Below are 24,749 nucleotides of genomic sequence, written 5' to 3' on the forward strand. Positions count from 1 at the left end.
TCCATTCTGGAAAGGGTCGGCGAGATTAACCGCCGGTGCGGCCGGACATGAAGTCGAAAAGGCGCAGCGCTTCAGGCGACAGCGTTTCGCGCGACAGTGTGCCGATCCACAAGGTGCGCCGCGCCCACGCGTCGGTGAGTTTCACGGCGCGCAGGCCGGCTGCGAGAAAGTCGGCGCGCACCGCGTCCTCGGGCAATACGCCGATGCCGAGCCCGTGCTCGATCATCCGGCAGATGCCGTCGAAGCTGTGCACCTGGATGCGCAACTTGAGTACGCGGTCCGCACTGAATGCGGCATCGAGCAGCCGCGTGAGCAGTGAACTGCCTTCGTTCAGGCCGACGTAGTCGAAGTCGAGCGTATCGGCGAAGGCCACTTCTTTGAGGGCAGCGAGGGGATGGTCGTTCGGCACCAGCAGCACGAGCGTGTCCTGACGATACACGGCCTTGTCGATATCCGGCGCCAGCACGTTGTCCGCAAAGATACCGATGTCGGCGTCGCCGTTGCGGATCGCCGTGACGATCTCGCCGCTCAAGCGCTCCTCCAGCGAGATCTTCACGCTGGGGTTGTCGGAGAGAAAAGCCTGCACATCGTGCGGCAGGAACTGGATGACCGACGACGTGTTGGCCCAGACCCGCACGTGTCCGCGCACGCCGGCGGCGTAGTCGCTCATCTCGTTGGCCATGCGATTCACACGGTCGACGACTTGCCGCGCATGCGCGAGCAACCCTTTGCCGGCGGCAGTCAGTTCGATGCCGCGCGGCTGCCGCAGCATTAGCGTGCAATCGATGCTGCGCTCCAGGTCGGCCATGCGCTTGCTGACCGCCGACAACGTCATGCACGTACGCTCGGCTGCTTTCGTCAGGCTGCCAAGTTCTGCTACGACGATGAAAACGCGCAGTGATTGCAGGTCGTAATGTGAGGAGCGGGTCATGGGTGTGTGGCATTGAGCGAGCGGGAAGCCGACAGCCTGCTCGCCGGATCGTGGCTTGACGGACTGACTTCGTGTGAAAGCATAGCAGGGGTGGGGAGCCGCCGGCCTCACGCATTGCGTGGCACGGGACAGCGCGAGCCGTTCGCCTGCTTGACCAATCTGAGCGTCACCGTACAGACTTGCCGGGTCAGCCGCACGATTCTGAAGGCTCAACGATCTGCTGCCGCATGTCCTCGAAGTTCTCGAGCAATCCAGCAGAACGATCGCACCACGACGATGAAACCGTTCGTTCTCCGCATGCTGACCGCTCTTGCACCGCTCGGTGTGGGATTCTCTTCAGCCGTGTGCAACGCCTATGCGCTCGATGCACAACTGGACTGTCAATCGAGCCCGCATGACTTCATTGCTCCGCTGCTGAATGAGCAGTCGATCGATCCGAAGCCCATGCGAGTCGAAGCGGACTCGGTCAACGCATTTCGACCCACACGCGGCAGCAATCTCACGGCATTCGGTTTTCGTGTCTATGCCGTTTTCGGGTATGAGCAGGATGACCCCATGTTCAAGAAAGGCAGCGGTCGGCCGGTTGAGTCTTCGATATATGGCGTGGTGGTTACCGGCTCTACCGCGTCGGTCGAGGCACGCGTACGCCAGGCGGGCAGCAAGGCTGTCATTCACGAAGTGATGCCGCTTGTTCTCACAGCCGTTTTCTGCAACGGGCAGTAAGTTGTCGATAGGTAGGAATCCTGCCAGGCGTGAGCGGACTCATACGCAAGCAACGGGCGGGACCTTTCGGCCCGCCCGTTATCCGTACGGCAATCTTTCGACAGCGCGTTTGCCGCTTCTGATCAATCAGCCCTTTGCCCACGCAGCGGCCGTGGCAACCGCGAAGTCCCGATAGGATCTTGGCTGCCGCCCGAGCAGCGCAGCCAGACGATCCACTTCCGCTTTCGAAGCGACCGCGCCGTCCTGTTGATACCGGCGCATCATCAGGCGCATATCGTAGGCGAGCCACCCCGGCGCGACCGCCTTGAGACGCTGTTCGAGCGTGTCGAGATCGTCGCCGCCGTAGCGGACCGGACGGTCCAGCGCCTCGGCCCAGATCGCGGTGATGGTGTCCGACGTCAGCGCGTCGGGACCCACGAGTTCGTACGTTTCACGCGGCAGTGCGCCGGCGGCGCGCTCGCGGCGAAGGAGTTCGCGTGCCGCGGCTTCACCGATATCGCGAACGTCGACCATCGAGATACCTTTGCCGCCGATCGGCATGCCGTAGACGCCGTGTGTCAGCAGCGGGTCTTTCTGCCTGACGTCGTTCTGGATGAAGTAGGCGGGGCGCAGCACCGTTGCCGGGAGGTTGTCGTGCTCGATCATGCGTTCGACTGTGTGCTTGCCGGTGAAGTGAGGCACGTCGACATATTCCGCGCCTTTGAAAACCGACAGATAAACAATGCCCTTCACGCCGGCCTCCCGCGCGACGCTCAAGGTCTGCAGCGCCTGGGTCAGTTCGTCCGCGGCATTGGGGGCCAGCAGGAACAAGGTGCTGACGCCGTTCATTGCGCGCCGTACGGTGTCGATGTCGGACAGGTCGCCCTTGATTGCGGTGACGCCATCGGGAAATTGCGCTTTCTCCGGCGAGCGGGTCAGTGCCCGCACTTCGGCGCCGCTGCCGTTCAGATGATCGAGAACCTGCTTGCCGATCACGCCTGTGCTGCCAGTTACGAGGATTGCCATGATTTTCTCCTGGGGGTTGAGTGGACTGGGTGAGTCCGTGAGACGAACAATAGTCGTTCCATTGAGTGGCCGAAAGTGCCAGAATCAAGACGCCTCGTCTCATATTTGGAACGATTATGGATTTGACTTCGCTGGCGGATTTCAATGCCGTCGCACTGCACGGCGGATTTGGGCCGGCCAGCCGCGCGCTCGACCGTCCCAAGGCCACGCTGTCGCGGCGTGTGGCCGAACTGGAGGAGGAGCTCGGCGTGCGGCTGATCGAGCGGGGCGCGCGCAGGCTGCGTCTGACCGAGGAAGGTCTCGCACTCCACGAGCGCACGCGCGGGCTCATGACGGAGATTCAGGAGGCGGGTGAAGCGGTCGCGTCGCGTGCACCGGTTCCGCGTGGGCGGTTGCGTATCAGCGCGCCGGTCGTTTTCGCGCATGTCGTGCTTTGTCGGATCGCGGCGCGCTTTGCCCTGGCCTATCCGCAGGTCGAGCTCGAAGTCATTGCGGAAGATCGTGTTTCGGATCCGGTGGAGGACGGGTACGACCTCGTGATCCGTATCAATCCATCGCATGACGAGCGGCTCGTAGGGCGGCGCATTCTTGGTGACGAGCGCCTCGTGGTCGCTTCGCCGAGCATGTCGATACCGTCGATGCCCGCAGGCGACATCGGCGAGCTGCAGGTGCCGGCGGTGGTGTCGGTCGCGGCGCATGGCGGCGAGTTTTGGAACATGCACGCGGAAGGCGGCGGTGTAAGGGTGATCAATCCGATGCCGGTGCTGCGCCTGTCATCGCTATTGATGGTGCGCGAGGCGGTGTTGCAGGGCGTAGGCGCGGCGCTCCTGCCGCGCTTGCTGGTCGAGCAGGACGTGCAGGCGGGACGGCTCGTTTGCTGGGGGGCGGAGGCGGGTTCGCCCGTAGAAATCTGGGCGCTTTATAGTTCGCGCCGTTTGCTGAGCGCCAAAGTCCGGGCGTTTATGGACATGCTGAAACCGGATTCAGCCAGGTTCTGACGGACCATTCGTCGAGCGGGACAAGCGCGGGCAAACTCACGGAGCATGCCGGCGCCATGTACCAGGCTGCGGACCTCGGATGCCAGTCCATTTTGCCGATAGTTGTCGATAGATATGCGCAGCGCGCCGACAGGCATCGCGCTGGAAAATGTTAAATGCAATCGAATGTCTTTCATTCGCCATGGCGAAAATGCGTCGGCGTCTGATTCAATGACATCGAAAGCGCGAAACTATATCCCGAATCGTTTCAATTCAATAACGCGCCGCGGTCTCTGGACGGAGGGGCGTGCTCCTCCGCGTTAATTAATTATGTTTTTTTCAGAATTTTATTTGACACGTTATAGCAATAAGCTGGGCGATATTCGCGAATTTGCGAATGGCTTGCAAACATATGCTCGCTGCATTTCTTACGATTCACCCGGTGATTCACGGTGATTTATGTTTTCAAGAAGCAACTGTCAGGAGAGCATCGCTCATGGTTAAAAAACGAATTCGTGCCGCACTGCTTGGCGCATTGATCGCCGTGCTTGCGCCAGTGTGTCAGGCGCAATACACCACCGACTGGCTGGCGAATACATTCGGCACCCTTGCCACCCACGTGGGCAACACCGCGCGCTCGATGTGGGTCGCGCCCGAAGGCGTGATCTACACGGCCTCCCTATGGGATGAAAACGAAGGTGGCGTCGCGCTATACCAGAACGGCCAGAGCATCGGTTCCATCGGCATCAACAGCGAGTTTCAGGGGTCGGCTATCACGGGGAATGCCACCTCGATCTTCGCCGCGTTGCAGTACAGCACCGTGTACGGCAGCGGGGCGGTAGGACGATACAACCGCACGACTCAGAAACGCGATCTCCTCATCCAGGTCAGCACGTGGAACGCCGTCAAGCGGGGCGATGTCATCACCGGACTCGCAACCGCCGGCTCACTCCTCTATGCAAGCGATGTTTTCGGCAATCGCGTGCGGGTCTACACCACCGACGGCGCGTGGCAGCAGGACATCAGCGTAGCGAGTCCCGGTGCACTCGCTTTGGATAGCGCGGGGAATCTCTGGGTCGCGCAGCAAAGCGCGGCCAAAGTCGTCGAATTCAGTCCGGCCGGCGCACTGCTGAACACCATCCAGATGCCCGCGGCCTCACGGCCGTCCGCGCTGTACTTCGACGCATCGACAGGGCAACTCATGGTTGGCGACCAGGGCCCCGACATGAATATCAAGCTCTTCAACATCTCGGGTAGCCCGACCCAGGTCGGCACGTTCGGCATTCAAGGCGGATATCTCGACACCACCACAGGCATCAAAGGTCAGGTTGGCGACAAGCGCTTCACGCGTGTTACCGGCATCGGCAGAGATGCAGCCGGCACCCTGTATGTGCTCAACAACCCATGGGGCGGAGGCTGGGATCTTGGCCGCAATGGCGCCACCGACATTCACGCGTATAACAGTGCCGGCATCCTGCAATGGAAGCTTCAGTCCCTCAACTTCGAGGCGGTCGCGGCGCCGGACCCGGTGACGGACGCCACGTACTTCTATAGCGGCACCAACATTTATACCGGCACTGCTGGCGGCACGTTTGTCGCGAACACCGTCGATCCGTTCAGCTATCCGTCCGACCCTCGCCTCAACATGAACGATACCCAGCGCGACGAGCATTTCGGTCAGCTCGTCAGCGTCGGCGGAAACCGGATTCTCGTCGCATCAGGCCAGAACCCGGGTATCTTTTACTTTTTCCATTTCAATCCTGCGAGCGGCTACATCGCCATTCCCGACGCGTCGATTCCTGGCACCGCGTTCAATACGACGCTGTCGGTCACCGGTGGATTTTGCATCGATAGCCGGGGCGACGTGTGGGCCGGTCTGGACAGAACGAATCACATTTACCACTACCCGCTGACCAGTTTCGACGGTGAAGGCAAGCCGACATGGGGGCCGGGAATCGCCATCTCCATTCCGCAGAGCATCCGGCCGTTGACACGCATCATCTACCTGCCGGAGAGCGACACCATGATTCTCGCGCAAGGCATTGCCGGGAGCTGGGACTGGACGGCGATTCAATCGAGGATCGAGGTGTATCACGGCTGGAGCGCGGGCAACACGACGAAGCCCAATCCGGTGATCACTCTCACGAGTGCCAATCCCAAGTCGATCACGGCAGCCGGGAATTATCTTTTCGTCGGCTACGTGCATACGGTGCCCAACATCGACGCCTTCAATCTCACGACAGGCAACCTCGATACGACGCTGACCAACTCGAGCGCGGGTACGGTGGACGTGGGCAACGACGTGGATTCGATGTATGGTCTCAGGGCCTACCTCAGGTCGGCCGGTGAGTACGTGATCACGAAAGACAACTACAACGGTTCCAGCATGATCGTTTATCGTTGGACACCTTGACCGGCTTACTTTGGGGTCGTCCCAACGGTCGCAACCGTTCGACAAACGTCAATTCAAAGCGCCCATGCAACGACGCAGATTCTTTGGATCAATCGGTCTATTAGCTGCCGGGTTAGTGTCGAAAGGCGCCGGTGCCGCTTCGCCGGCATCGGCGCCCGTCGAACCTGCTCCGTTCATGCCGGGTAGCGGGATGAGCGCCACCCAGGCCGTGCGTCATTGTCTGGGCCGTATCGAAGCGATCGACCGGCGTGGCCCGCGGTTGCGCAGCATGATCGAACTGAATCCCGACGCCATGCGGATCGCGGCCGCGATGGACGGCGAGCGCGACAGGGGGCAGCGTCGCGGCCCGCTGCATGGCGTGCCCGTCGTTATTAAGGACAACATTGCAACCGGCGACCGGATGGCGACAACGGCAGGTTCGCTGGCCCTCGACGGCGTTCGCGCAACCCGCGATGCCGATCTCGTGCGCCGTCTGCGTGAAGCGGGCGTGGTGATCATCGGCAAGACGAATTTGAGCGAATGGGCGAACATCCGCTCCACGCGCTCGACTAGCGGCTGGAGTGCGCGCGGCGGACTGACGCGCAATCCCTATGCGCTGGACAGGAATACTAGCGGATCGAGTTCCGGCTCCGCGGCGGCTGTCGCGGCGGGTTTGGCGGCGATGGCGATCGGCACCGAAACAGACGGATCGATTGTGTCTCCTGCGTCGATCTGCGGCGTGGTCGGACTCAAGCCGACCGTCGGACGGGTAAGCCGCGACGGCATCATTCCAATCTCGCACACGCAGGACACGCCCGGTCCGATTACCCGCTCTGTGCATGACGCAGCGTTGCTGCTTTCGGCGCTTGCCGGACCGGATGCGCGTGATCCGCAAACGTCGGCAGCACCCGCACCGGACGACTACGTGCGAGCGTTGAACAAGGACGCGTTGAAAGGCGCACGGATTGGCGTTGCGCGAGCGTTTTTCACGGATCACGACGAAGTCGACCAGCAGATCGAACTGGCGATCGCGCAACTGCGGCTGCTCGGCGCCGAAGTGGTTGATCCCGTCGACCTGCCGCACGTTAGTTACGACAAGGAAGAGTTGTCCGTCTTGCTGCATGAGTTCAAGCACGATCTGCCGCTGTGGCTCGACACGTTCGCGCCGCATGCGCAGGTTCGCAATCTCGCCGATCTGATCGCTTTCAACAACGCGCATCGCAATCGTGAACGGCCTTACTTCGGCCAGGAGCTTTTCACACAAGCTGAAGCCCTGGGCGGCCTCGATAGCGACGTGTATCAGCGTGCGCTGGCAACTTGCCGCACGCAATCCCGTGACGAAGGTTTGGACCGTGTGTTCCGTCAGCATGGTCTGGATGCGATCGTCGCGCCGACGGGCGGGACCGCGTGGCTGACGGACTTCGTCAACGGTGACAGCAATAACGGCGGCTTTTCAACGCCGGCCGCGGTGGCCGGCTATCCGCATCTGACCGTGCCGGCCGGGCAAGTGCGTGGTCTGCCGGTGGGGTTGTCGTTTGTCGGACCTGCCTGGAGCGAAGCGCGGTTATTGGCATTGGGTTATGCGTTCGAGCAGGCGACCCAGTGGCGCAGGGAACCACAGTTTCTGACGCATACCGCTGTGCCTCCCGCAGTGCTCTAACCGGCATCTGCTTATTGTTCATACAAATATAATTCAGGTATCTTATTCAAGAAAGTTAATCGACCTTTTTTCCTGGATTCCAGCGCCTCCGTCTGCCGGTCATGGCAATACTTGCCATCTACCCCGTACGTAGGCACTTGTTCGCAAAGGGTTTAATCCCGCAAAGGTTGGCGGGAGCGCTTGTTTTCTTTTGAATTGAAGATTTGAAAAACCAACCAGATAAAAGTCTTTTTCTGGAAATTTATGGAAGTAATTGGCAAAAAAAAGCCGACACAGTGTGTCGGCCGGAAAGACTCTGGCGTCCGAGGATTGCATGCCAGAACCTGAGAGACGGTAGTCAGTCAAACTTACGGATGATGGCGCGAAGCGCGGGAATTTTTTCCGTGTACTAAGCGTAACTTTGCGTTGATAGCGCAGCTGTGGCACAGGTTTATCGTTGTGTAAGCCAAGTTCGCTGGGGAGAGATCATAAACCAAAAGCATGAACTGAGCATAAAGCCGCCAAAAAATTTTGTCGGTCGGAAGCCCCCGAATTCATGCATCGGAGCATCCTGATATTCGTGTAGGGATTTCCTTAGTTGGATTCTATTCCGTACTAATGTGATGCCTGATCGCATAGCGAATCAATTCCGAATTATTGCTGAGCCCGAGTTTTTGCATGAGGCGCATTTTATGTGTGCTGATGGTCTTCGCGCTGAGCGCAAACGCTTCCGCGATGTCGTTGATGCTCTTTCCCGCAGCAAGGGCTTGCAGCACCTGAAATTCGCGATCGGACAGAATGTCGTGCGGCGGGGTGTCGCCGGACTGAGTCCCGAAGATCATTGAGTCCACCAGCTTCGGATCGATGAATCTTCCGCCTTCGGCCAGCTTGCGAATCGCGGTGAGCAGGATATCCGGATCGCTGTCTTTGGTGAGGTAGCCGGTTGCGCCCGCGCGCAGAGCGCGCGAGACGACCTGAGCCTCGTTATGAATGCTCAGCACGAGCACGGGCAGGCTGGTGTACTCCGTCCTGATGCGCCGGATCAGGTCGATGCCGCTAATGCCCGGCATCGTCATATCGAGCAGCAGCAGGTCGGGGCAGCGCGCGCGTAGTTTATCGAGTACTTCGGCGCCTTCGGCCGCTTCATCGGCAACGATCATGTCGGTGGTGGTCGCGATGATCTGCTTCAGGCCACCTCGCACGATCGCATGGTCGTCTGCAATGAGGATTTTTATCATGTGTTTTTCTCGGTCCAGAGCGGGACGTGGATAGGGATGATTATGCTCGTGCCGGGCGCGCTCCCGTTCTGCAATCTGCGGCCAGTCGTCATTCATGGTTTGCGCTTCCTCTCGAGAAGTTTCTCGACGAGCAGCAGAATCGCTTTTGACTGATAGTCTTTTACGAGTGCGCGCAACTCCGTTGCCAAAGCCAGATTGTGCTCGTCGAGCGCCGCCATTCTGTCGGCCCAATCGGCAATCGCGCGCATATCACCCAGACGGGCGAGGCGATGCAGGTTGTCGAGTTCGTCGTCGGGCAATACGTGAGAGGTCGTGCTCGATATCTCGGGTTGTGGTGGGCTGGCTGTCGGCGAGTACGTCCATTCCAGCGCCAGCAAGTCGGCCAGATGCGCCTGCAGCCGGTCGAAGTCGATGGGCTTGGACAGGAAGGCGTTTGCGCCCGCGTCGGTGCTTCGCTTCTTGTCGCTCCAGGAAGGGTTCGCCGAGACGGCGATGATCGGAATATCGCCGAGTCCCGGTAGTCGGCGCAATCTGCGTGTCGTTTCCAGTCCGTCCATTTCCGGCATCAGGATGTCGGTCATAATCAGCGACGGCGCAGCGCTGCCCGCCTTCGCAAGTCCTTCATGCCCGCTGGCGGCTTCCAGCGTGTCAAAGCCCAGTTGTTCCAGAAACTCGATCACGACCGCCCGATTGACGGGTTCGTCGTCGATCATCAGTACTTTGCGGCGTGGGCCGGTATAGCCGGTCACGTGCCGCGCGGCCGGGGTGGCCGGGTCGATGCGTGCCGTGGACGCGTCGGCCACGGCCGGCAGGAGATCGAACCAGAAGGCGCTGCCGTGCGCCACGGTGCTTTCCACGTGGATCTCGCCACCCATCGCCCGTACGAACTGCTGGCTGATCGCAAGACCGAGCCCTGCGCCGCCGGCGCGCCGTTCCGGGCTGCCGGCCTGCTCGAAAGGCTCGAAAATCGCGCGGAGCCGGTCGGCAGGAATGCCGATCCCGGAATCGCGCACGCAGAAGCGTACCGCGCCCGCGGGCGTACGGGTGACTTGCAGGCTGACCCATCCTGTGTCCGTGAATCTGATCGCATTAGCCAGCAGATTGAGCAGTACCTGCCGTAAGCGGCGCTCGTCCGCCCGCACTGCGCAGCCCAGGTCGGCGGCCGACTCGCAGCGGAATCGCAGGCGCTTTTGCTCTGCCTTCACGCCGATGATGTCGCGAATCGTATCGAGGACGCCCGGCAGCGAGACATCGGCCATCTCGATGCGCAGCTTGCCGGCTTCGATACGCGCGAAGTCGAGCGTATCCTCGATCAGCGTCAGCAGATGCTCGCCGCTACGGTGGATAACTTCGATCGCGTTGCGTTGACGCTCGCTCTGTTTGCTGTCGCGCAGCAAGATCTGCGTATAACCAAGGATGCCATTCAGCGGCGTGCGCAATTCATGGCTCATGTTCGCGAGGAACTCGCTCTTGGCGCGGTTGGCGGCTTCGGCCAGATGCCGCGCTTCCCGCTGCGCGGTGGCGTCGCGTTCGGCGAGATAGGCGTCGTGCAGCCGCGCGCCCATGCTGTTGAACGCGCTGACCACGCGATCGAGTTCGTCCGGCCGGCTCGGCTGGCGGCGCGGCAGAACGAACGGCTTCGGCGCCGCGCGGAAATCGTATTCTCCGACCAGGCGGGCAATCGTGGCGAGATGCCGGGTCACGAGGCGCGAGAAGATGTAGATGGTGAACAGCGCCACGATGAACGTGTAGGCAGCCTGACTGATCAGAATGACCAGCGCGGTTTGCGTCAGCGCTTGATAGAGGTTCGCAAGCGTCGCTTGCACGTAGAGGGTGCCGATCTTCTGAGGAGTCCCGTGGATGGGATAGAAGATCGGAAATTCGCGGGATATCACGGCGCCCGTCTTGCGGCTGCCCGCCGTCACCACCATCGGCGTCGCGCTCGATCCGGTCTCGCGAACCTCGGCCGCGCACATGTCGGCAAGCCGCAGGATGCCGTTCAGTTGAAGCTGAAGTTCGGTGCGATTGAGCTGCCACAGACCTTCGCCAAGGCTGTCGCGATTGCTTCTATCGATGTCTGACAAACGTGTTTCAATCAGCTCGACGCCGCGGCTATAGTCGCGATAGAGCTGTAGCGCGGTCAGCAGGAGCGTTATCGCGCAGCTGAATAGCAGCACGGTAGCCAATAGCCGGAAAACCACGCTGTGCCTGAATCGGCCGGTTGTGGCAAAGAGTGAACCAAAACTATTCACCGCCATATTTCCCCGCGAGTGCCGTGATTTTTGTATCTGTATTCTGCACTCGTGGCGGAATCGTGGTCTATAAGGGGCCGTCGAGGAGATCCGCCATTGCAGCCGCCGGCATTTGACCCGCTGCGCTTGCGTGCCGCGCTCGCATCCACGTGACGCCCGCGCCATTCGCAGTAGCGGCGCCATGTGGCACAGGCTCTCCGACAATTTCGCGCGCGCTGCCGATCAATTCGCGCAACATGGTCCAGTCGCGCGTATCGATTTTTCCCGTCTGGAATTGACACAAATCCGACATGGCGTCGGCCAGCCGCTTGATCGCAACCGGATCGTGACTGGTGAGCGGCCAGCAGTGCAAAAGATAGGCGAGCGGTACCCGTTTTCTTTCCTCACACCAAAGTTCGAATAGACCGGCGCACAGCGCGTCGATGCGCTTGACGGTTTCTTTGCGAGGCAAAAAGTAGTCGGTCATGGCGGCGGTCCGGCGACGGAGTGCGATGAACTACTTTAAACGCCTCGCCCGGGTGTTACCGTCAGGCAGTCCGGACTATGGGCCGCTGGTTCCCTGATTTTCCGGTCAGGAAATCCTTAGCGCCTATAGTCCTCCATCCCCCTGAATTAGTTACCGCTTCCTTCTCGCTTCTTTCCGCCGAATGGATCGAGCCAGAGTTCCTTGCGATCCAATGGCACCCATGACGGGAGAGCGGGATTCTTCAAATCGATCAGCACACGGCGCTCGAGGTGCAGATCCGCGATGCCTTGCGCGAAGTGCTCACGGAACAGCGCCTCAAAACTCCCGTCCTTCAGCATGGCTTCGAGCCCGTCTCTAATCCGCCTCGCCAGCAGCGGCTCGGTTTTGCTGACGTAGAAGAATTGCGCATAAGGGTACCGGATCAGCAGATGAGAGTCGATTCTCATATTTGGATAGCTGGCCTGAAAAGCCTTCAATTCATGGGTGATCTCCACCACGCCGCGCGGGAAGATGTCGAAGCGATGATCGGCCAGCATCATGAAAAGCAGGTCGTAGCGGCTGGCGGTAACGAGCGGAACACCGGCGAGGCGATAGATGGGGACGTCGCCCCAATCCTGACCCTGGCCGACGCTGAGTGTGCGCAGACCCTGGAGGTCGTGGATCGTGTCGAGCTTTGCCTGCTCGTCCTGATTGATGAGCGCCACGCGATAGCCGAGCAGGCCACGGTCGATCGGAATCGGCACCGGAATCGCAGCCGCGTCGAGTTCCGGGTGTCCGGGTTCGCTCGCCACGACGTTGATCACGCGGCCCGATATCACTTCGTCGGCCTCGCGCTGGGCCGACATCGGCGAAAAATAGTCGTCGATGACGTAGGGGCCGTAGGTCGGTATGGTGTGATTCAGCGCGGTGATGAGAAAGGCCCACCGGCCCTCTCGCACAACGTCCCCGGATACGCGAAGAATCCGGACGTGAGTGGGGGCGGCAGTCGACGCGCCGGACGCGCCAATGTTGCCGAGGGCCGGGTTCAATAGGGCGCAGGCAATCAAGGAGAGCACCATTGACAGTTTGAAGCATCCGCGGGATCTGAAACGGCGGATTCCATCAATGTGATCGAGGACGAACATGAGTAGCCTGAACCGGAAACGACGGGTAAGCCGCAGTATGGGTTCGAGCGGCGGCTTTGGCCAAATTCGGCAACGAATTGAGCCGTGGATCGCAATGAAGTGACGAAGAAGATCGTCGCCGAAAAGTCGGGGTGTACAGGTCGTATCGATCGGCTTGCCTGGAGCTCAGCAGACCCTGCCACTCTGGCGCTATGCTAGCGGCTTCGGCTACTTCGAGGAGCAACTGATGCAACGGACTGCAGGATCGATGATCACATTTAACCGCCCTGACGGCAAAGACATCCAGGGTTATCTGGCGAAGCCACAGAAGCTGGAGGGAGCGCCTGCCGTCGTCGTGATTCAGGAATGGTGGGGCTTGAACGACCAGATTCGCGGCGTGGCGGACCGGCTCGCGCAGGCCGGCTATCTGGCGCTGGTGCCCGATCTCTTCCGCGGCAAGTCGACGGTCGAAGAGGCGGAGGCGAACCATTTGCTGAGCGCCCTCGACTTCGGCGATGCCGCGACGCAGGACGTGCGGGGCGCCGTCCAGTATCTGAAGCAGCACTCGGCGAACGTCGGCGTGACCGGCTATTGCATGGGCGGCGCGCTGACTTTGCTCGCGCTATGCAATATCCCTGAAGTATCGGCCGGGGTGGTGTGGTACGGCTTCCCTCCGCTGGAGTACATCGACGCTTCGAAAATCAAGGTTCCGGTTCTTGGCCACTGGGCGACGCAAGACGAATTCTTCCCGGCCGAAACGGTCGACGCATTGGAGTCCAAGCTCAGCGCGGCCAACGTCGACGTCGAGTTCCATCGCTATCTTGCGTACCATGCGTTCGCGAACGAAACGGCAGTCGGGCCGGGCCGCATCTCCAGGACCCAGTTCGATCCGGTCTGGTCGCAGCAGGCCTGGGACCGCACGCTGACTTTCTTCGGCCGTACGCTCTGGAAGTAAGCGGCAAGCGCGAACCCACATTGCAAGGTGGACGCAAGCCGCGACCGGGTCTCGTCAGCCCGCGACGAGACCGGTCGGTGTTTTTTATACCGGCCGGGCCTCGCGGCCGGACACTTCATGAAGCACTCCATCGCAAAACTCGTGAAGGATGAAGCTGGCGGCGTGCCAATCTGTTTACCTATACTCTCCTCACCCTGTAAGGCAGCCCAATCGCCGTAATACCAACAAGCGTCAATACGCGTCAATAAGAACCAATAAGAACCAACAAGACGGAGCCTCACATGCCTGTAGCGATGCGGAACGCGGCCCTCGTGCTGCTGACATGTTTCACGTTGGGCGGTAGTGCTTATGTGCAAGCCGGCTCCGGTTGCGATGAGGGATGCAAGGCCCGCGGCCAGTTACTCGAACAACGCATCACGCTACGGCTCAGCGCCGCGGCGTTTTCGAAATTGCTTGCATCGAACGCATCCGGTCAGCAACTTGCGCAGATCGCCGGCGCGCCCGCTTGCGGGGTGGAGATCGTGACCTTCCGCTACCGCACCATCGGCGGCGCGGGCGAGCCCACCACGGCCAGCGGCGCACTGATGATCCCGGGCGGACGGTCGGCGGCATGCAGCGGGCCGCGTCCGCTGATGCTCTACGCCCACGGCACGACCGCATATCGCAACTACAACATCGCCGATATCACCCAAACCGATCCGGGCAACGGCGACGGCGCCGGGGAGGGCATCAGCGTGGCTGCCATGTATGCGGCCCAGGGTTATATCGTGGTGGCGACTAATTACGCGGGCTATGCCGGCTCCGACCTCACATACCACCCCTATCTGAACGCCGATCAGCAATCCGCCGATGTGATCGATTCGCTGCGGGCGGCGCGGACCGCGCTGAGCGCAGTGAAGCCGGAAAGACGGGCGCGCGAGAACGGCAAGCTTTTTGTCACCGGCTATTCGCAAGGCGGCTTCGTTGCCTTGGCGACGCATCGTGCTTTGCAGGCGGCCGGTGTCAAGGTCACGGCATCCGCGCCGGGATCGGGCCCGTACGCGCTTGCCGCCACCGCGGACGCGCTCATCGAAGGCGAGGTGAACCTGGGGTCGACGCTGTTCACGACCTTGATCGTAACGGGCTATCAGCATGCCTACGAGAACATCTATCGCAAGCCAGGCGACTTCTATGAAGCGGCCTATGCCCCGGGTATCGAGAATCTCCTGCCGAGCCTGCAGCCGCTCGATACGCTATTTTCGAAAGGGAAACTGCCCTCGACGCAACTCTTCAGCAGCGTTCCTCCCGCGCCGCAATATGCTTCGATGACACCGCCCACTTCGCCACCCCTCACACCGCCCTCGCTGACACCGGTGTTTGCGGCCGGATTCGGCAACGCCAATCTCGTGCGCAACGCCTATCGCCTGAGTCTTCTGGAAGACGCCGCGGCCAATCCCGATGGCGCGTTTCCCAACAGCACGGTGGCCTTGACGCCGGCTGCGAATCCCATGCATCCGCTGCGCCAGGCGTTCAAGCGCAATGACTTGCGCAACTGGGTGCCGCGCGCGCCGGTTCTGCTGTGCGGCGGCGGCTCGGATCCCACGGTGTTTTTCTTCAACGCACGCATCGAGCAGGCCTACTGGCAGAACGCCAAAGTGCCGGCAGGGCTCACGTCCGTGCTGGACGTGGACTCTCCGATCGCCGGTCCCAATGATCCGTACGCACCTATCAAGCAGGGTTTCGCGAGCGCGAAAGCGACGCTCGCGAATCAGGCCGTAGCGGGCGGCGCGACTGACGGTGGCGCCTCAGCGGTGCTTCAGGCCTATCACGGTGAACTGGTCGCGTCGTTCTGCATGGTTGCCGCCCGGGCCTTCTTCACGAATTTTTGAGTGTTGCCGTCTGCGGCTATCATGCGCAGAGAACAAGACTGCACGGGGGAAAGCTTTGACGACCGATTCCTTGGCCGGGGGCGCGGCGCCCTCGGCGTGCATTCACAGCCACTTCGATACGCACCGCGAAGCACCGCGCGAGCAACTGCCCGCGTGGCGGGACCGGCTCGGCCACTTTCTCGATGTGCCGATCTCGCGCTGGCAACTGGCCGACGGTTTCAGCGGTGTGATCGACAGCTACAAGGCCGCCGATCTGACGTTCATGGATTGCCGCACGGACCCGGTTTCGCAGGCGCGATCCGTCGCGCGCATTTCAACCGATTCGGTCCGCCAGTTTGTCTTTCATATGGCCGTCGAGGGCAGCATCGAGACCGGAACGGGTCTGTATCCGAAGCGTAAGGCGCTGCAAACGAGGCCGGGCATTCTCGCACTGGATATGAACCAGCCGATGCATATGGTGCGTAGTGCGTGCCGTGTGCAGGCTTTTTTCCTGCCGCGTGCGCTGGTGGAGTCCGTTTTGCCGGAAGCGGAGTCGATTCATGGCAGCGCGATCGAATACCACTCGCCGCTCGCGCGCATGATTCCAGGCCATCTCGCCGACCTTACCCAGAACCTGCACAAGATGAGCGGGCCGGAAGCGTATCGCGCGATGCGCACCTGTGCGTTGCTGATTGCGGCGGCGTTCGGCAAGGAGGCGCGTCTAACCGGCAATGCACGCGCGGCCGCTCGCGCCGCCATGTTCGCGACGGCGCGCCGCTATATCGAAGCCAATCTGGGGCAGGCGGACCTCACGCCGGAAAGCGTGCTCGCCGCGTCGCAACTTTCCCGGCCCACGTTGTATCGTCTCTTCGAACCCGAAGGCGGATTGGCCGCCTATATTCGCAACCGGCGGCTGCGTGAGGCGGCCGATGAACTGCATCGATACCCGGGCAAAGCGATCGTCGAGATCGCCTATGGTGTGGGCTTCAATAGCGCGTCGGATTTCAATCGCGCGTTTCGTCGTGCATACGAGATGGCGCCGAGTGATTTTCGGGCGCTGACCCGGTAGATGCGGCAGAAACTCAGGCAGGCAAGCAGGCCTCAAGGCAGCGCGCCGCGTGTTCGCGAAGCCCTATGAGGACAACCAGCCGCGCTTGATCGGCCGTGCCAGCAGCTTGCGGTACACCTTGAGAAGGCTGCCTGTCACCGTGGCGCCGCCCAGCCGCCACAGCGGCGCGATTAGCAGGTAGGCCACGCATGCCACGATGACGGCGCCAATCATGTCCAGCGGGAAGTGGACGCCGACAAACACGCGCGCCCAGGCCACTGCAAGTCCGGACAGCAGGATGGCCATGCCGTAACGCCTCACGCCGCCCAGCAACAAGGTCAGCGCGATGGCGGCGAAGAGGGTCCCGTGGTCGCTGGGGAACGACGAGTCGGATGCATGCGCCAGAAACGTATGGCCGATTCCGAGCTCGGATGGCCGAGGGTGCGGCCAAACCAGACCGATAATCTGATTGAGCCCGAGAGCGAGCATGGCCACGCAGAATGCGCGCACGGCGGCTTCACGCTGACGCCCATCGCCGAAGAGCCATATCGCGATCAGCGACAGCGGCACGAGATAAATGACGTAATCGGCAATCATTCGCGCCATGTCGATTTGCCAGACGGGAGTCGATGGCGTGGCGTTGATCATCAGAAAGAGCGCCTGATTGAACGCTTCGAGTGTATTCATGCGGTGAGGTTTTTGAGGGACGTGTGACGAATCGGGCTCCCGATCCTAGCGGATCAAGCTTAGGAGAAGCTTAGGGGAGGGCAGAAGCGATTGACAGAATCGTCCGACGCCGGGCCGTGTAATCTGTCGATGCATGTCGGCAAACAGGGTGCCGGCGTACGCAAACATCAAACGAAGCCAGGTGGTGGCCACTGCGGCGACCTCTTTGCTTCAGGCACAGTAGGCGGGCGATCGTGATGAAACCGGACGAACAGCGTGATTTTATCGTGCGCACCATGTCGGCCGACGACGTAGCGCTGTCGGTCGAATGGGCTGCGGCGGAGGGATGGAACCCCGGGCTGCACGATGCCGAATGCTTTCGCGCCGGGGACCCTAACGGGTTTTTCATCGGAGCGTGGCGCGGCGAACCGGTTGCCTGCATTTCTGCGATCGCTTATGGCGAGCATTTCGGCTTTATCGGTCTATATATCGTGAAGCCGGCGTTTCGCGGCAGAGGCTTCGGCATACGGGTCTGGGAGCACGGCATGGACTATCTGGGTAATCGCAATGTCGGGTTAGACGGTGTCGTCGCGCAACAGGCGAATTACAGAAAGTCCGGCTTTCGGCTTGCGTATCGCAACATTCGCTTTCAGGGTGTCGTTCAGGCATCCACTAAGAGCGCGGCGGGGTCGAACATTTTGAATGCATCGGCGCTGCCGTTCGAGCAACTGCTGGACTACGACCGCCAGTGCTTTCCCGCCGCGCGTGAGCGTTTTCTCGCGACATGGCTCGGCCAGCGTGACGCCACGGCGCTGGCCGCAGTTCGTGACGGTCAGGTCGAAGGCTACGGCGTACTGCGTCGCTGCAGAACGGGATGCAAGATCGGTCCGCTCTTCGCCGATAGCGACGAGATTGCGAGCGATCTGTTCGAGGCGCTGGTGGCGCGCATGCCGGGCGAGATCATCGTGCTCGATGTGCCGGAGACTAATCCTGCTGCCGTCGCGCTGGCCGAACGATATGGCATGACAAGCGTCTTTGAAACCGCGCGGATGTATACGCAGGAACCGCCCGCTCTTCAAATCGAACAGGTATTTGGCGTGACGTCGTTCGAACTCGGGTGATCGGAGCACCTGTCCGCGCCTTTGCGTGCGTTGCCGTCTGGGGCGCGTCTTATGAACCGCAGACGGCAAGTCCGTCGTTTGATACGAGCGTATGCGTTACTTCCATTTTGAACCGAGATTCTCCAGTCCGGCTTTCATCAGGTCCTGCGGCAACATGACGACGCGTATCTCGCAGTTGGCGTTGAACTTCAGAAAAAATGGTTCTGCGAGTGCGGGAATTCCCGATGGATCGTCGAGGTTCACGATGAGTACCGCGCCACGTGTTCCGTCCTGCTCGGTAAAGTAGGCGGCTTCCGGTTTTATTTCTTCGAGTATTCGCCCTATCACTTCGCCGGCAGTGCCATCGCGCACGAGCGTGTTGAACGGTTCGTGCGGAATACGTACGTTGAGTAGCATGCGCATGTCATTCTCCTTAAGATGCCCAAAGGGCATCTTAAGGATAGGAGCTTTATGCGCTGCGAGCGCCAGGGTTAGCACTGGCGAGTGCCGCCTGAGTATCTCCAGGCTATTTCACCCGGCGGCACCTGGCCTGCGTGAATGTGACCTGCCACGAAGCGTTCAACGCCATCGAGTGAGGCCATTGAGTGACGCCACTGAGTGAGGCCACCATAGTGGCCTCGAGTCGGCTCAGTTGCCGAACAACGAAGCCTGCGTTCCGCGGCTCGGTGCTGAGCGTGCCGGTTTCACCGGCGCTGCCCGGCCGACCGTTTCCGGAGCGGCGGCCGCAGCCGAACCCGCAGCCGGGTCCGCAGCCGCTTCCAACGAAGTCTGCCCGGCTTCGAGCGATAGAAGAAACATCTTGTTGGCCAGTCCGCCGGCAAAGCCGGTCAGATCGCCGGACGCGCCGATCACGCGATGACACGGCGCCACGATCGAGATCGGATTTCTACCGTTCGCCGCACCCACGGCCCGCACCGCGTTGATATTCCCGATTTGCGTAGCGATGTCGGAATAGCTGCGCGTTTCGCCGAACGGAATCGTCAGGAGCGCCGCCCAAACCTTCTTCTGGAAATCCGTTCCCTGGAAGTCGAGTTCAAGATCGAAGCGGTCTCTCGTACCTGCAAAATACTCGTTCAACTGACGCTCGGTTTCGAGCAGGATCGGGCGGTCATTCGCTTCGGCCATCTCCGGCAAACGTACCCGGTTCGGTCTGTCGTTTTCCCACAGAATCGCGGCAAGCCGGTTGCCGTTTGCAACGAGCTTCAGTTCGCCAACGGGCGAATTCATTAACTTGTATGCGTATGTCACTTTGCTGGGTTCCTTGCTGGCTGGAGGCTGAGATGGCTCAAGGCGAGATTGCGAACTCGCTGTGCCATGGCTCCGATACCTGACAGCTTAACCCCCGTTCACATCCAGGTCACGCCGGATCTTGCTATCCAATTCCGCGCGTGGCCGGCGACTCAGTAGAATTGATACCCTTGGCGCATCGCTCACCGGCAACCGGAACTCTTCTCTACGACTGTGACAACCACCCTCGAACAACTGCGGGCCGGGCAACTGGCGGGTACTCGCCGACTCAGACTGACGTGCGGGCTGAGCGAATTTCCCCGTGAGATTTTCGATCTGGCCGATACGCTTGAAATTCTCGATCTGTCGGGCAATGCGCTTTCAGCGCTGCCTGACGATTTGCCACGGCTCAGCAAGCTGCGCGTCATCTTTGCTTCCGACAACCCATTCACCGAATTGCCGGAAGTCCTCGGGCAGTGCTCGCAATTGAGCATGGTCGGCTTCAAGGCAAACCGCATCCGCAAGGTTTCGGGCAAATCGCTGCCGCCGTTGCTGCGCTGGCTGATCCTCACCGACAACGAGATCGAAGCACTGCCTCCGGAAATCGGCGCCTGCACGCAACTTCAGAAGCTGATGCTTGCCGGCAACCGGTTGCGCACCTTGCCGGAGGAATTGGCTGCCTGCTCGCGGCTCGAACTGCTGCGTCTCGCGGCGAACCAGCTCAGCGCACTGCCTGCGTGGTTACCGCGGCTGCCACGGCTTTCCTGGCTGGCTTTCGCCGGCAATCCGTCTAGCGAAGCGCTGGAGACGGCGGCACTGATCGATACACCGATAGCCGATATTCAATGGGACGCGTTGAAACTCGAACAGCAGCTCGGCGAGGGTGCGTCCGGTGTCATTTATCGCGCGGCGCTTCTTGCCTCGAATGAAAATGCGGGCCGCTCTGTGGCCGTCAAGTTGTTCAAAGGCTCGGTAACGAGCGACGGATTGCCGGACTGCGAGATGGCGGCCTGCATTCGTGGCGGCGATCATCCGAACCTGATTCCGGTGGTGGGCAAAGTGAAAGACCATCCGGCCGGCGCGCATGGCCTGGTGATGGAGCTGATCGATCCGCAATTTACGAACCTTGCCGGACCACCTAGTCTCGAGTCATGCACGCGTGACGTCTACGGCGCCGACACGCGCTTCACGTCGGCCGTGGCGTTAGGCATTGCAGATGGCGTGGCGTCGGCGGCATGTCATCTGCATCGGCAAGGCGTGATGCATGGCGATCTATACGCGCACAATATTCTGCACGGAGGACAGGGGCGCGCGTTATTAGGCGACTTTGGCGCGGCGTCTTTCTACGCTACTGATGATCTGAATCTTGGCGTTGCGCTGCAGCGTCTCGAAGTCAGGGCGTATGGTTGTCTGCTCGAGGAGTTGATCGATCGATGCGACTGGCTGGATACGGAAGCGGATATCGCGGCGAAGGTGGTGGCGTTGAAAGAGAATTGCCTGAGTGAGGATATCGGCAACCGGCCGCTGTTCGATGAAATCGCTGCCGTTTTGCGGCAACTAACGGGCCCTGGCGATCGTAATGCAGCAGCGTTGGCAGCGGTTTGATCCGGCTTTGGGTGAGGCCAATGCAAGTATTCACCCGTGTGGTCTGAGGAGTAGATATCAATGACACAGAAGATGCGCCGCCGTGTGCTGATTGCCGGCACCCTTGCGGCGGCAGGTCTGACCGGTGCGGCTCGTGTCGATGCAATGCAGAGTGGCACGCTGAAGATCGCCCTCGTACTGAAGTCGATGGCGGATCCGTTCACGGTGGCGATGGCGAACGCTGCACAGAATTATCAGAAGCACTATGCATCGCAGTTCGGTTTGACCATTCGCGGCACGGCAACAGAGGGCGATACAGCCGCGCAGATCCGGATGGTGGATGGGTTGATCAAAGCCAGGATGAACGCGATCGTCATCGCACCGACCGACTCGAAGGCGCTAACCGCCGTTGTGGCGCGTGGGATCAGGGCCGGCATCATCATGGTCACGATCGACAACCCGCTCGACGACGCGTCGCAGGACGCCGCTCACATCTCCGTGCCCTTTGTCGGGCCGAATAACCGCAAGGGCGCGAAACAGGTCGGCGATTATCTGGCGGGCCGTCTCAAGGCCGGCGATCAGGTCGGGATCATCGAGGGCAGTTCCGCCGACCGCAATGCGCAGCAACGTACGGCCGGCGGCAAGGACGCGATGAACGCGGCCGGCATGAAGATCGTCGCCATACAAGCCGGCGACTGGGAGTATGGGAAAGGACGTGACGTTGCGTCGAAGATGTTAGCGGACTATCCGCAAATCCGTGCGTTGATGTGCGGTAACGACAATATGGCAATGGGAGCGGTAGATGCCGTTCGCGATGCCGGAAGAACCGGTGGTGTTTATATCACCGGGTATAACGACAGCGATGCGATCAAACCGCTGCTCGCCGATGGCCGCGTGCTCGCGACGATGAATCAGTTTGCCGAGCGGCAAGCCGTATTCGGCATGGATGTGGCGTTGAAGGCGGTCACTGAGCAGAGAAAGCAGGGTGAATTGTCGCGGGTGATAGAGACGCCGCTGCAACTGGTGACGAGCGAGAATCGCTGACGTAAGAAATACACGTTGTTTTGATGAACGTTACGGCTCAGACGGCAGGCAATGACCGCCTGCGCGCCGGCGTATCTACAGGATGGCCCGCCATACGGCCCCGGAGCCATCCGTCCCCCACACACGAATCGGCTGGCGACTTTACCTAACGGTTAACGCGTCGCGGTTTTTATTCAATAGACGTTGCTGGACACCGGTGAGACGATTCAATCAACGGAAGCAAACCTTTAGCGGGACGGCGCCACGGACCTGATCGAAAGTCCGAGGGGCGGTCTGCGGTGCAATGCCTCGTTTTTCAAAGCCGCTGAAGTTGATTGGCGCATGGCTCAGGCAGTGATGGCGCTTCCGATGATTATCAAAGTGTTGCGGCAAAAGACAGCGCCGCATCCAATAAAGGAGACGACATGCCTCGCCAGATAGCTTGCTATCTGCGGCTGTGCTTGGCCGCGCTGTGCCTGATTTCATCCCTGAATGTATTCGCTGACGATTACCCGAGCCGCACGATTACGATCGTCGTGCCGTATGGCCCAGGAGGCGCAGGCGATCTGACCGCGCGCATTTTCGCGCAAAAAATGACCGAACTGACCAAGGCGTCGGTCGTCATTCTGAACCGGCCCGGCGCAGGTTTCGTCAATTCAGCGACGCTCGTCGCTCACGGCAAACCGGACGGCTACACCGCATTTCTGCTCGGCAACGGCACGGCAGTGGCGACGCAACTGTTCAGGAATCTCCCCTACAAGATGAGCGACTTCAAGCACGTCTCGACGATTTCATTTTTTGATCTCGTGTTGCTCGTTAACGGCGATTCACCCTACAAGTCTGTTGCCGACCTGATCGCTTATGCGAAGGCCCATCCTGGGAAGATGAATATCGGCACGATCTCGACGGGTAGCACGCAGAACCTTGCGGCTGATCTGTTCAAGTCGATGGCGGGAATAGACGCCCAGGTGGTGCCATACGATTCGACCAGCCAGGTGGTCACCGCGCTGCGCGGCAACCAGGTTCAGGCTGCGTTCGAGATCATGCCATCCGTGATCGGGCAGATATCGGCGAAGGCGCTGATCCCGCTCGCCGTGACCGGCGACAAACGGTTCTCGGGATTGCCCAATGTGCCGACCATGTCCGAGAGCGGGTTGAAGGGCTACGAGGCTACGTCGTGGAACGGCCTGAGTTTGCCCGGCAATACACCGGACGCGATCGTCAACGCGCTGGCGAGAGACGTTGCCGCAGCGGTCTCTTCGCCGGATATCGCGAAGAAGCTACTCGATCTCGGTGCTGAAGCGCGCTCGAGTACGCCTGCCGAAATGACGGCCCGGGTGAAGTTCGACCAGGACAAGTGGAAGAGTGTCATCCAGAAGGCGGACATCCCACTTCAATAAGAGATTGAGTATTTGTCGAGCAGCGGGAGTCGAGTCAATGGAAACAGTAGTAGTACGAATATTTTATATGTAAAGCAGGCGGATTCTGCAGCCAATCTCCGATCACTTAGTCCATCCCTGAACCGAAACGACTCATGCCAAACGACAAACTGCCGCTCAAGATTGCGATCGCCACATATGAACACACGGCCGCTGTTAAGGACGGCCGCGCGCCGATTGAAGGCGTCGCGCCTGACTTCGTCGAAATCAGTCCGATCATTGCCGCGTTCCGCCGCATGGTGCGCGACGTCGAATTCGACGTGTGTGAAATGGCGCCCGCCACTTATATGATCGCGCGCGCGGCCGGCGCGCCGTTCAAGGCGTTGCCGGTATTCGTATTCCGCCGCTTTCATCATGGCGGGTTTGTCTATCGCAGCGATGCGGGCATCGGCAAACCCAAGGATCTCGAGGGCAAGAAGGCGGGCGTCCGGGCGTATTCCGTATCGACCGGAATCTGGACGCGCGGCATCCTGCAGAACGATTGCGGCGTCGATATTTCAAAGGTGACGTGGGTGGTCGACGACGAAGAGCATGTGACGTCGTTGCGTTTGCCATCAAATGTGGTGCACGCGCCGCAAGGGCAATCACTCGTGAGCATGATGGCGGACGGCAGTCTGCAGGCCGCATTCACGGGGCCGGCCGGCATCGGGCGATCGGGTGCGCCGAAGGAAGGATGGGACGCATCCAGCGCGCAACAGGCGCCGAGCTATGCCGAGATGTTTCCAGACACGCTCGCGGCGGAAAGGGACTGGTATCAACGCACGGGCATCTATCCGGTACACGGTCTGATCGTCGTCAAGGACGAATTGCTGGCCGCGCATCCGTGGCTGGCGAAATCGTTGTTCGACGCATTCGTCAAGTCGAAGGAATTGTGGCTGGAGCAGTTAAAGCGCGGCGTCGTCAAATCGGACACCGACCGGCACTACCAGGCAATGTCCGAGATCGTCGGCGATCCGCTGCCGCTCGGCATCGCGCCGAACCGCCCCGCGATCGAAGCACTGATCCAGTACTCGTATCAACAGGGACTGCTGCCAAAGCACTACAGCATCGACGAACTGTTTGTCGATCCGCAGGCAGTCTGATTCGACCGTGCATCACGCCGCCAGGCGTCGT

At 60.5% G+C, this 24,749-nt stretch carries 21 protein-coding genes; 12 read left to right on the plus strand and 9 right to left on the minus strand.

Annotated elements, in window-relative coordinates:
• Positions 1–25: 25 nt before the first annotated feature.
• Positions 26–931: a LysR family transcriptional regulator gene (locus tag ACOSV0_RS24800; protein ID WP_434114586.1), complete on the minus strand. Its 906-nt coding sequence runs from the start codon at positions 929–931 to the stop codon at positions 26–28.
• A 150-nt stretch (positions 932–1,081) separates the two neighbouring features.
• On the opposite strand from ACOSV0_RS24800, the gene ACOSV0_RS24805 reads away from it, so the two are divergent.
• Complete coding sequence (locus tag ACOSV0_RS24805; protein WP_434114588.1) at positions 1,082–1,654, plus strand: hypothetical protein; 573 nt, start codon at positions 1,082–1,084, stop codon at positions 1,652–1,654.
• A gap of 126 nt (positions 1,655–1,780) precedes the next feature.
• Here ACOSV0_RS24805 and ACOSV0_RS24810 read toward each other — a convergent pair whose 3' ends face one another.
• Entirely contained in the window at positions 1,781–2,659 is an 879-nt protein-coding gene (locus ACOSV0_RS24810) for an NmrA/HSCARG family protein (protein WP_434114590.1), read from the minus strand.
• 116 nt (positions 2,660–2,775) lie between these two features.
• On the opposite strand from ACOSV0_RS24810, the gene ACOSV0_RS24815 reads away from it, so the two are divergent.
• From ACOSV0_RS24815 to ACOSV0_RS24825, 3 genes are all read left to right on the plus strand, one after another.
• Entirely contained in the window at positions 2,776–3,657 is an 882-nt protein-coding gene (locus ACOSV0_RS24815; RefSeq protein WP_434114592.1) for a LysR family transcriptional regulator, read from the plus strand.
• 475 nt (positions 3,658–4,132) lie between these two features.
• On the plus strand, positions 4,133–6,049 hold the full coding sequence (locus ACOSV0_RS24820) for an SMP-30/gluconolactonase/LRE family protein (protein ID WP_434114594.1): 1,917 nt from the start codon (positions 4,133–4,135) through the stop codon (positions 6,047–6,049).
• 64 nt (positions 6,050–6,113) lie between these two features.
• The gene (locus ACOSV0_RS24825; RefSeq protein ID WP_434114596.1) at positions 6,114–7,688 is read left to right on the plus strand and encodes an amidase; all 1,575 of its coding nucleotides are present in this window, start codon (positions 6,114–6,116) and stop codon (positions 7,686–7,688) included.
• 584 nt (positions 7,689–8,272) lie between these two features.
• Here the strand turns inward: ACOSV0_RS24825 and ACOSV0_RS24830 are convergent.
• The 4 genes from ACOSV0_RS24830 to ACOSV0_RS24845 all read right to left on the minus strand — a co-directional run bounded on the left by ACOSV0_RS24830 (position 8,273) and on the right by ACOSV0_RS24845 (position 12,747).
• Entirely contained in the window at positions 8,273–8,905 is a 633-nt protein-coding gene (locus ACOSV0_RS24830) for a response regulator (RefSeq protein WP_434116120.1), read from the minus strand.
• Positions 8,906–8,997: 92 nt separating this feature from the next.
• The gene (locus ACOSV0_RS24835) at positions 8,998–11,082 is read right to left on the minus strand and encodes an ATP-binding protein (RefSeq protein ID WP_434114598.1); all 2,085 of its coding nucleotides are present in this window, start codon (positions 11,080–11,082) and stop codon (positions 8,998–9,000) included.
• Positions 11,083–11,224: 142 nt separating this feature from the next.
• Entirely contained in the window at positions 11,225–11,623 is a 399-nt protein-coding gene (locus ACOSV0_RS24840; protein WP_434114600.1) for a hypothetical protein, read from the minus strand.
• 146 nt (positions 11,624–11,769) lie between these two features.
• Positions 11,770–12,747 (minus strand): hypothetical protein, encoded by a 978-nt coding sequence (locus ACOSV0_RS24845; protein ID WP_434114602.1) that lies wholly within the window; start codon positions 12,745–12,747, stop codon positions 11,770–11,772.
• A gap of 226 nt (positions 12,748–12,973) precedes the next feature.
• Between ACOSV0_RS24845 and ACOSV0_RS24850 the strand changes: the two genes are divergently transcribed.
• The 3 genes from ACOSV0_RS24850 to ACOSV0_RS24860 all read left to right on the plus strand — a co-directional run bounded on the left by ACOSV0_RS24850 (position 12,974) and on the right by ACOSV0_RS24860 (position 16,597).
• Positions 12,974–13,681 (plus strand): dienelactone hydrolase family protein, encoded by a 708-nt coding sequence (locus ACOSV0_RS24850; RefSeq protein WP_434114604.1) that lies wholly within the window; start codon positions 12,974–12,976, stop codon positions 13,679–13,681.
• A 281-nt stretch (positions 13,682–13,962) separates the two neighbouring features.
• Complete coding sequence (locus tag ACOSV0_RS24855; RefSeq protein ID WP_434114605.1) at positions 13,963–15,549, plus strand: alpha/beta hydrolase family protein; 1,587 nt, start codon at positions 13,963–13,965, stop codon at positions 15,547–15,549.
• A gap of 55 nt (positions 15,550–15,604) precedes the next feature.
• On the plus strand, positions 15,605–16,597 hold the full coding sequence (locus ACOSV0_RS24860; RefSeq protein WP_434114607.1) for a helix-turn-helix domain-containing protein: 993 nt from the start codon (positions 15,605–15,607) through the stop codon (positions 16,595–16,597).
• Positions 16,598–16,660: 63 nt separating this feature from the next.
• On the opposite strand, the gene ACOSV0_RS24865 is transcribed toward ACOSV0_RS24860, so the two are convergent.
• Positions 16,661–17,263, minus strand: coding sequence for a phosphatase PAP2 family protein (locus tag ACOSV0_RS24865; RefSeq protein WP_434114609.1), 603 nt, complete (start codon positions 17,261–17,263; stop codon positions 16,661–16,663).
• 236 nt (positions 17,264–17,499) lie between these two features.
• On the opposite strand from ACOSV0_RS24865, the gene ACOSV0_RS24870 reads away from it, so the two are divergent.
• Complete coding sequence (locus ACOSV0_RS24870) at positions 17,500–18,363, plus strand: GNAT family N-acetyltransferase (protein ID WP_434114611.1); 864 nt, start codon at positions 17,500–17,502, stop codon at positions 18,361–18,363.
• 96 nt (positions 18,364–18,459) lie between these two features.
• On the opposite strand, the gene ACOSV0_RS24875 is transcribed toward ACOSV0_RS24870, so the two are convergent.
• Complete coding sequence (locus ACOSV0_RS24875; protein ID WP_434114613.1) at positions 18,460–18,765, minus strand: panthothenate synthetase; 306 nt, start codon at positions 18,763–18,765, stop codon at positions 18,460–18,462.
• A 225-nt stretch (positions 18,766–18,990) separates the two neighbouring features.
• Positions 18,991–19,611 (minus strand): methylated-DNA--[protein]-cysteine S-methyltransferase, encoded by a 621-nt coding sequence (locus ACOSV0_RS24880; RefSeq protein WP_434114615.1) that lies wholly within the window; start codon positions 19,609–19,611, stop codon positions 18,991–18,993.
• 213 nt (positions 19,612–19,824) lie between these two features.
• On the opposite strand from ACOSV0_RS24880, the gene ACOSV0_RS24885 reads away from it, so the two are divergent.
• The 4 genes from ACOSV0_RS24885 (at position 19,825) to ACOSV0_RS24900 (ending at position 24,718) form a co-directional block, all read left to right on the plus strand.
• A complete protein-coding gene (locus ACOSV0_RS24885; protein WP_434114617.1) occupies positions 19,825–21,195 on the plus strand; it encodes a leucine-rich repeat-containing protein kinase family protein in 1,371 nt (456 codons plus the stop codon).
• A gap of 60 nt (positions 21,196–21,255) precedes the next feature.
• Complete coding sequence (locus ACOSV0_RS24890; protein WP_434114619.1) at positions 21,256–22,218, plus strand: substrate-binding domain-containing protein; 963 nt, start codon at positions 21,256–21,258, stop codon at positions 22,216–22,218.
• A gap of 404 nt (positions 22,219–22,622) precedes the next feature.
• Positions 22,623–23,597: a Bug family tripartite tricarboxylate transporter substrate binding protein gene (locus ACOSV0_RS24895; protein WP_434114621.1), complete on the plus strand. Its 975-nt coding sequence runs from the start codon at positions 22,623–22,625 to the stop codon at positions 23,595–23,597.
• A gap of 134 nt (positions 23,598–23,731) precedes the next feature.
• On the plus strand, positions 23,732–24,718 hold the full coding sequence (locus tag ACOSV0_RS24900) for an ABC transporter substrate-binding protein (protein ID WP_434114622.1): 987 nt from the start codon (positions 23,732–23,734) through the stop codon (positions 24,716–24,718).
• Positions 24,719–24,749: the final 31 nt, after the last annotated feature.

Origin of the sequence: Paraburkholderia caffeinilytica (genome assembly GCF_051027425.1) — a bacterium.
Lineage (GTDB): Bacteria > Pseudomonadota > Gammaproteobacteria > Burkholderiales > Burkholderiaceae > Paraburkholderia > Paraburkholderia caffeinilytica_A.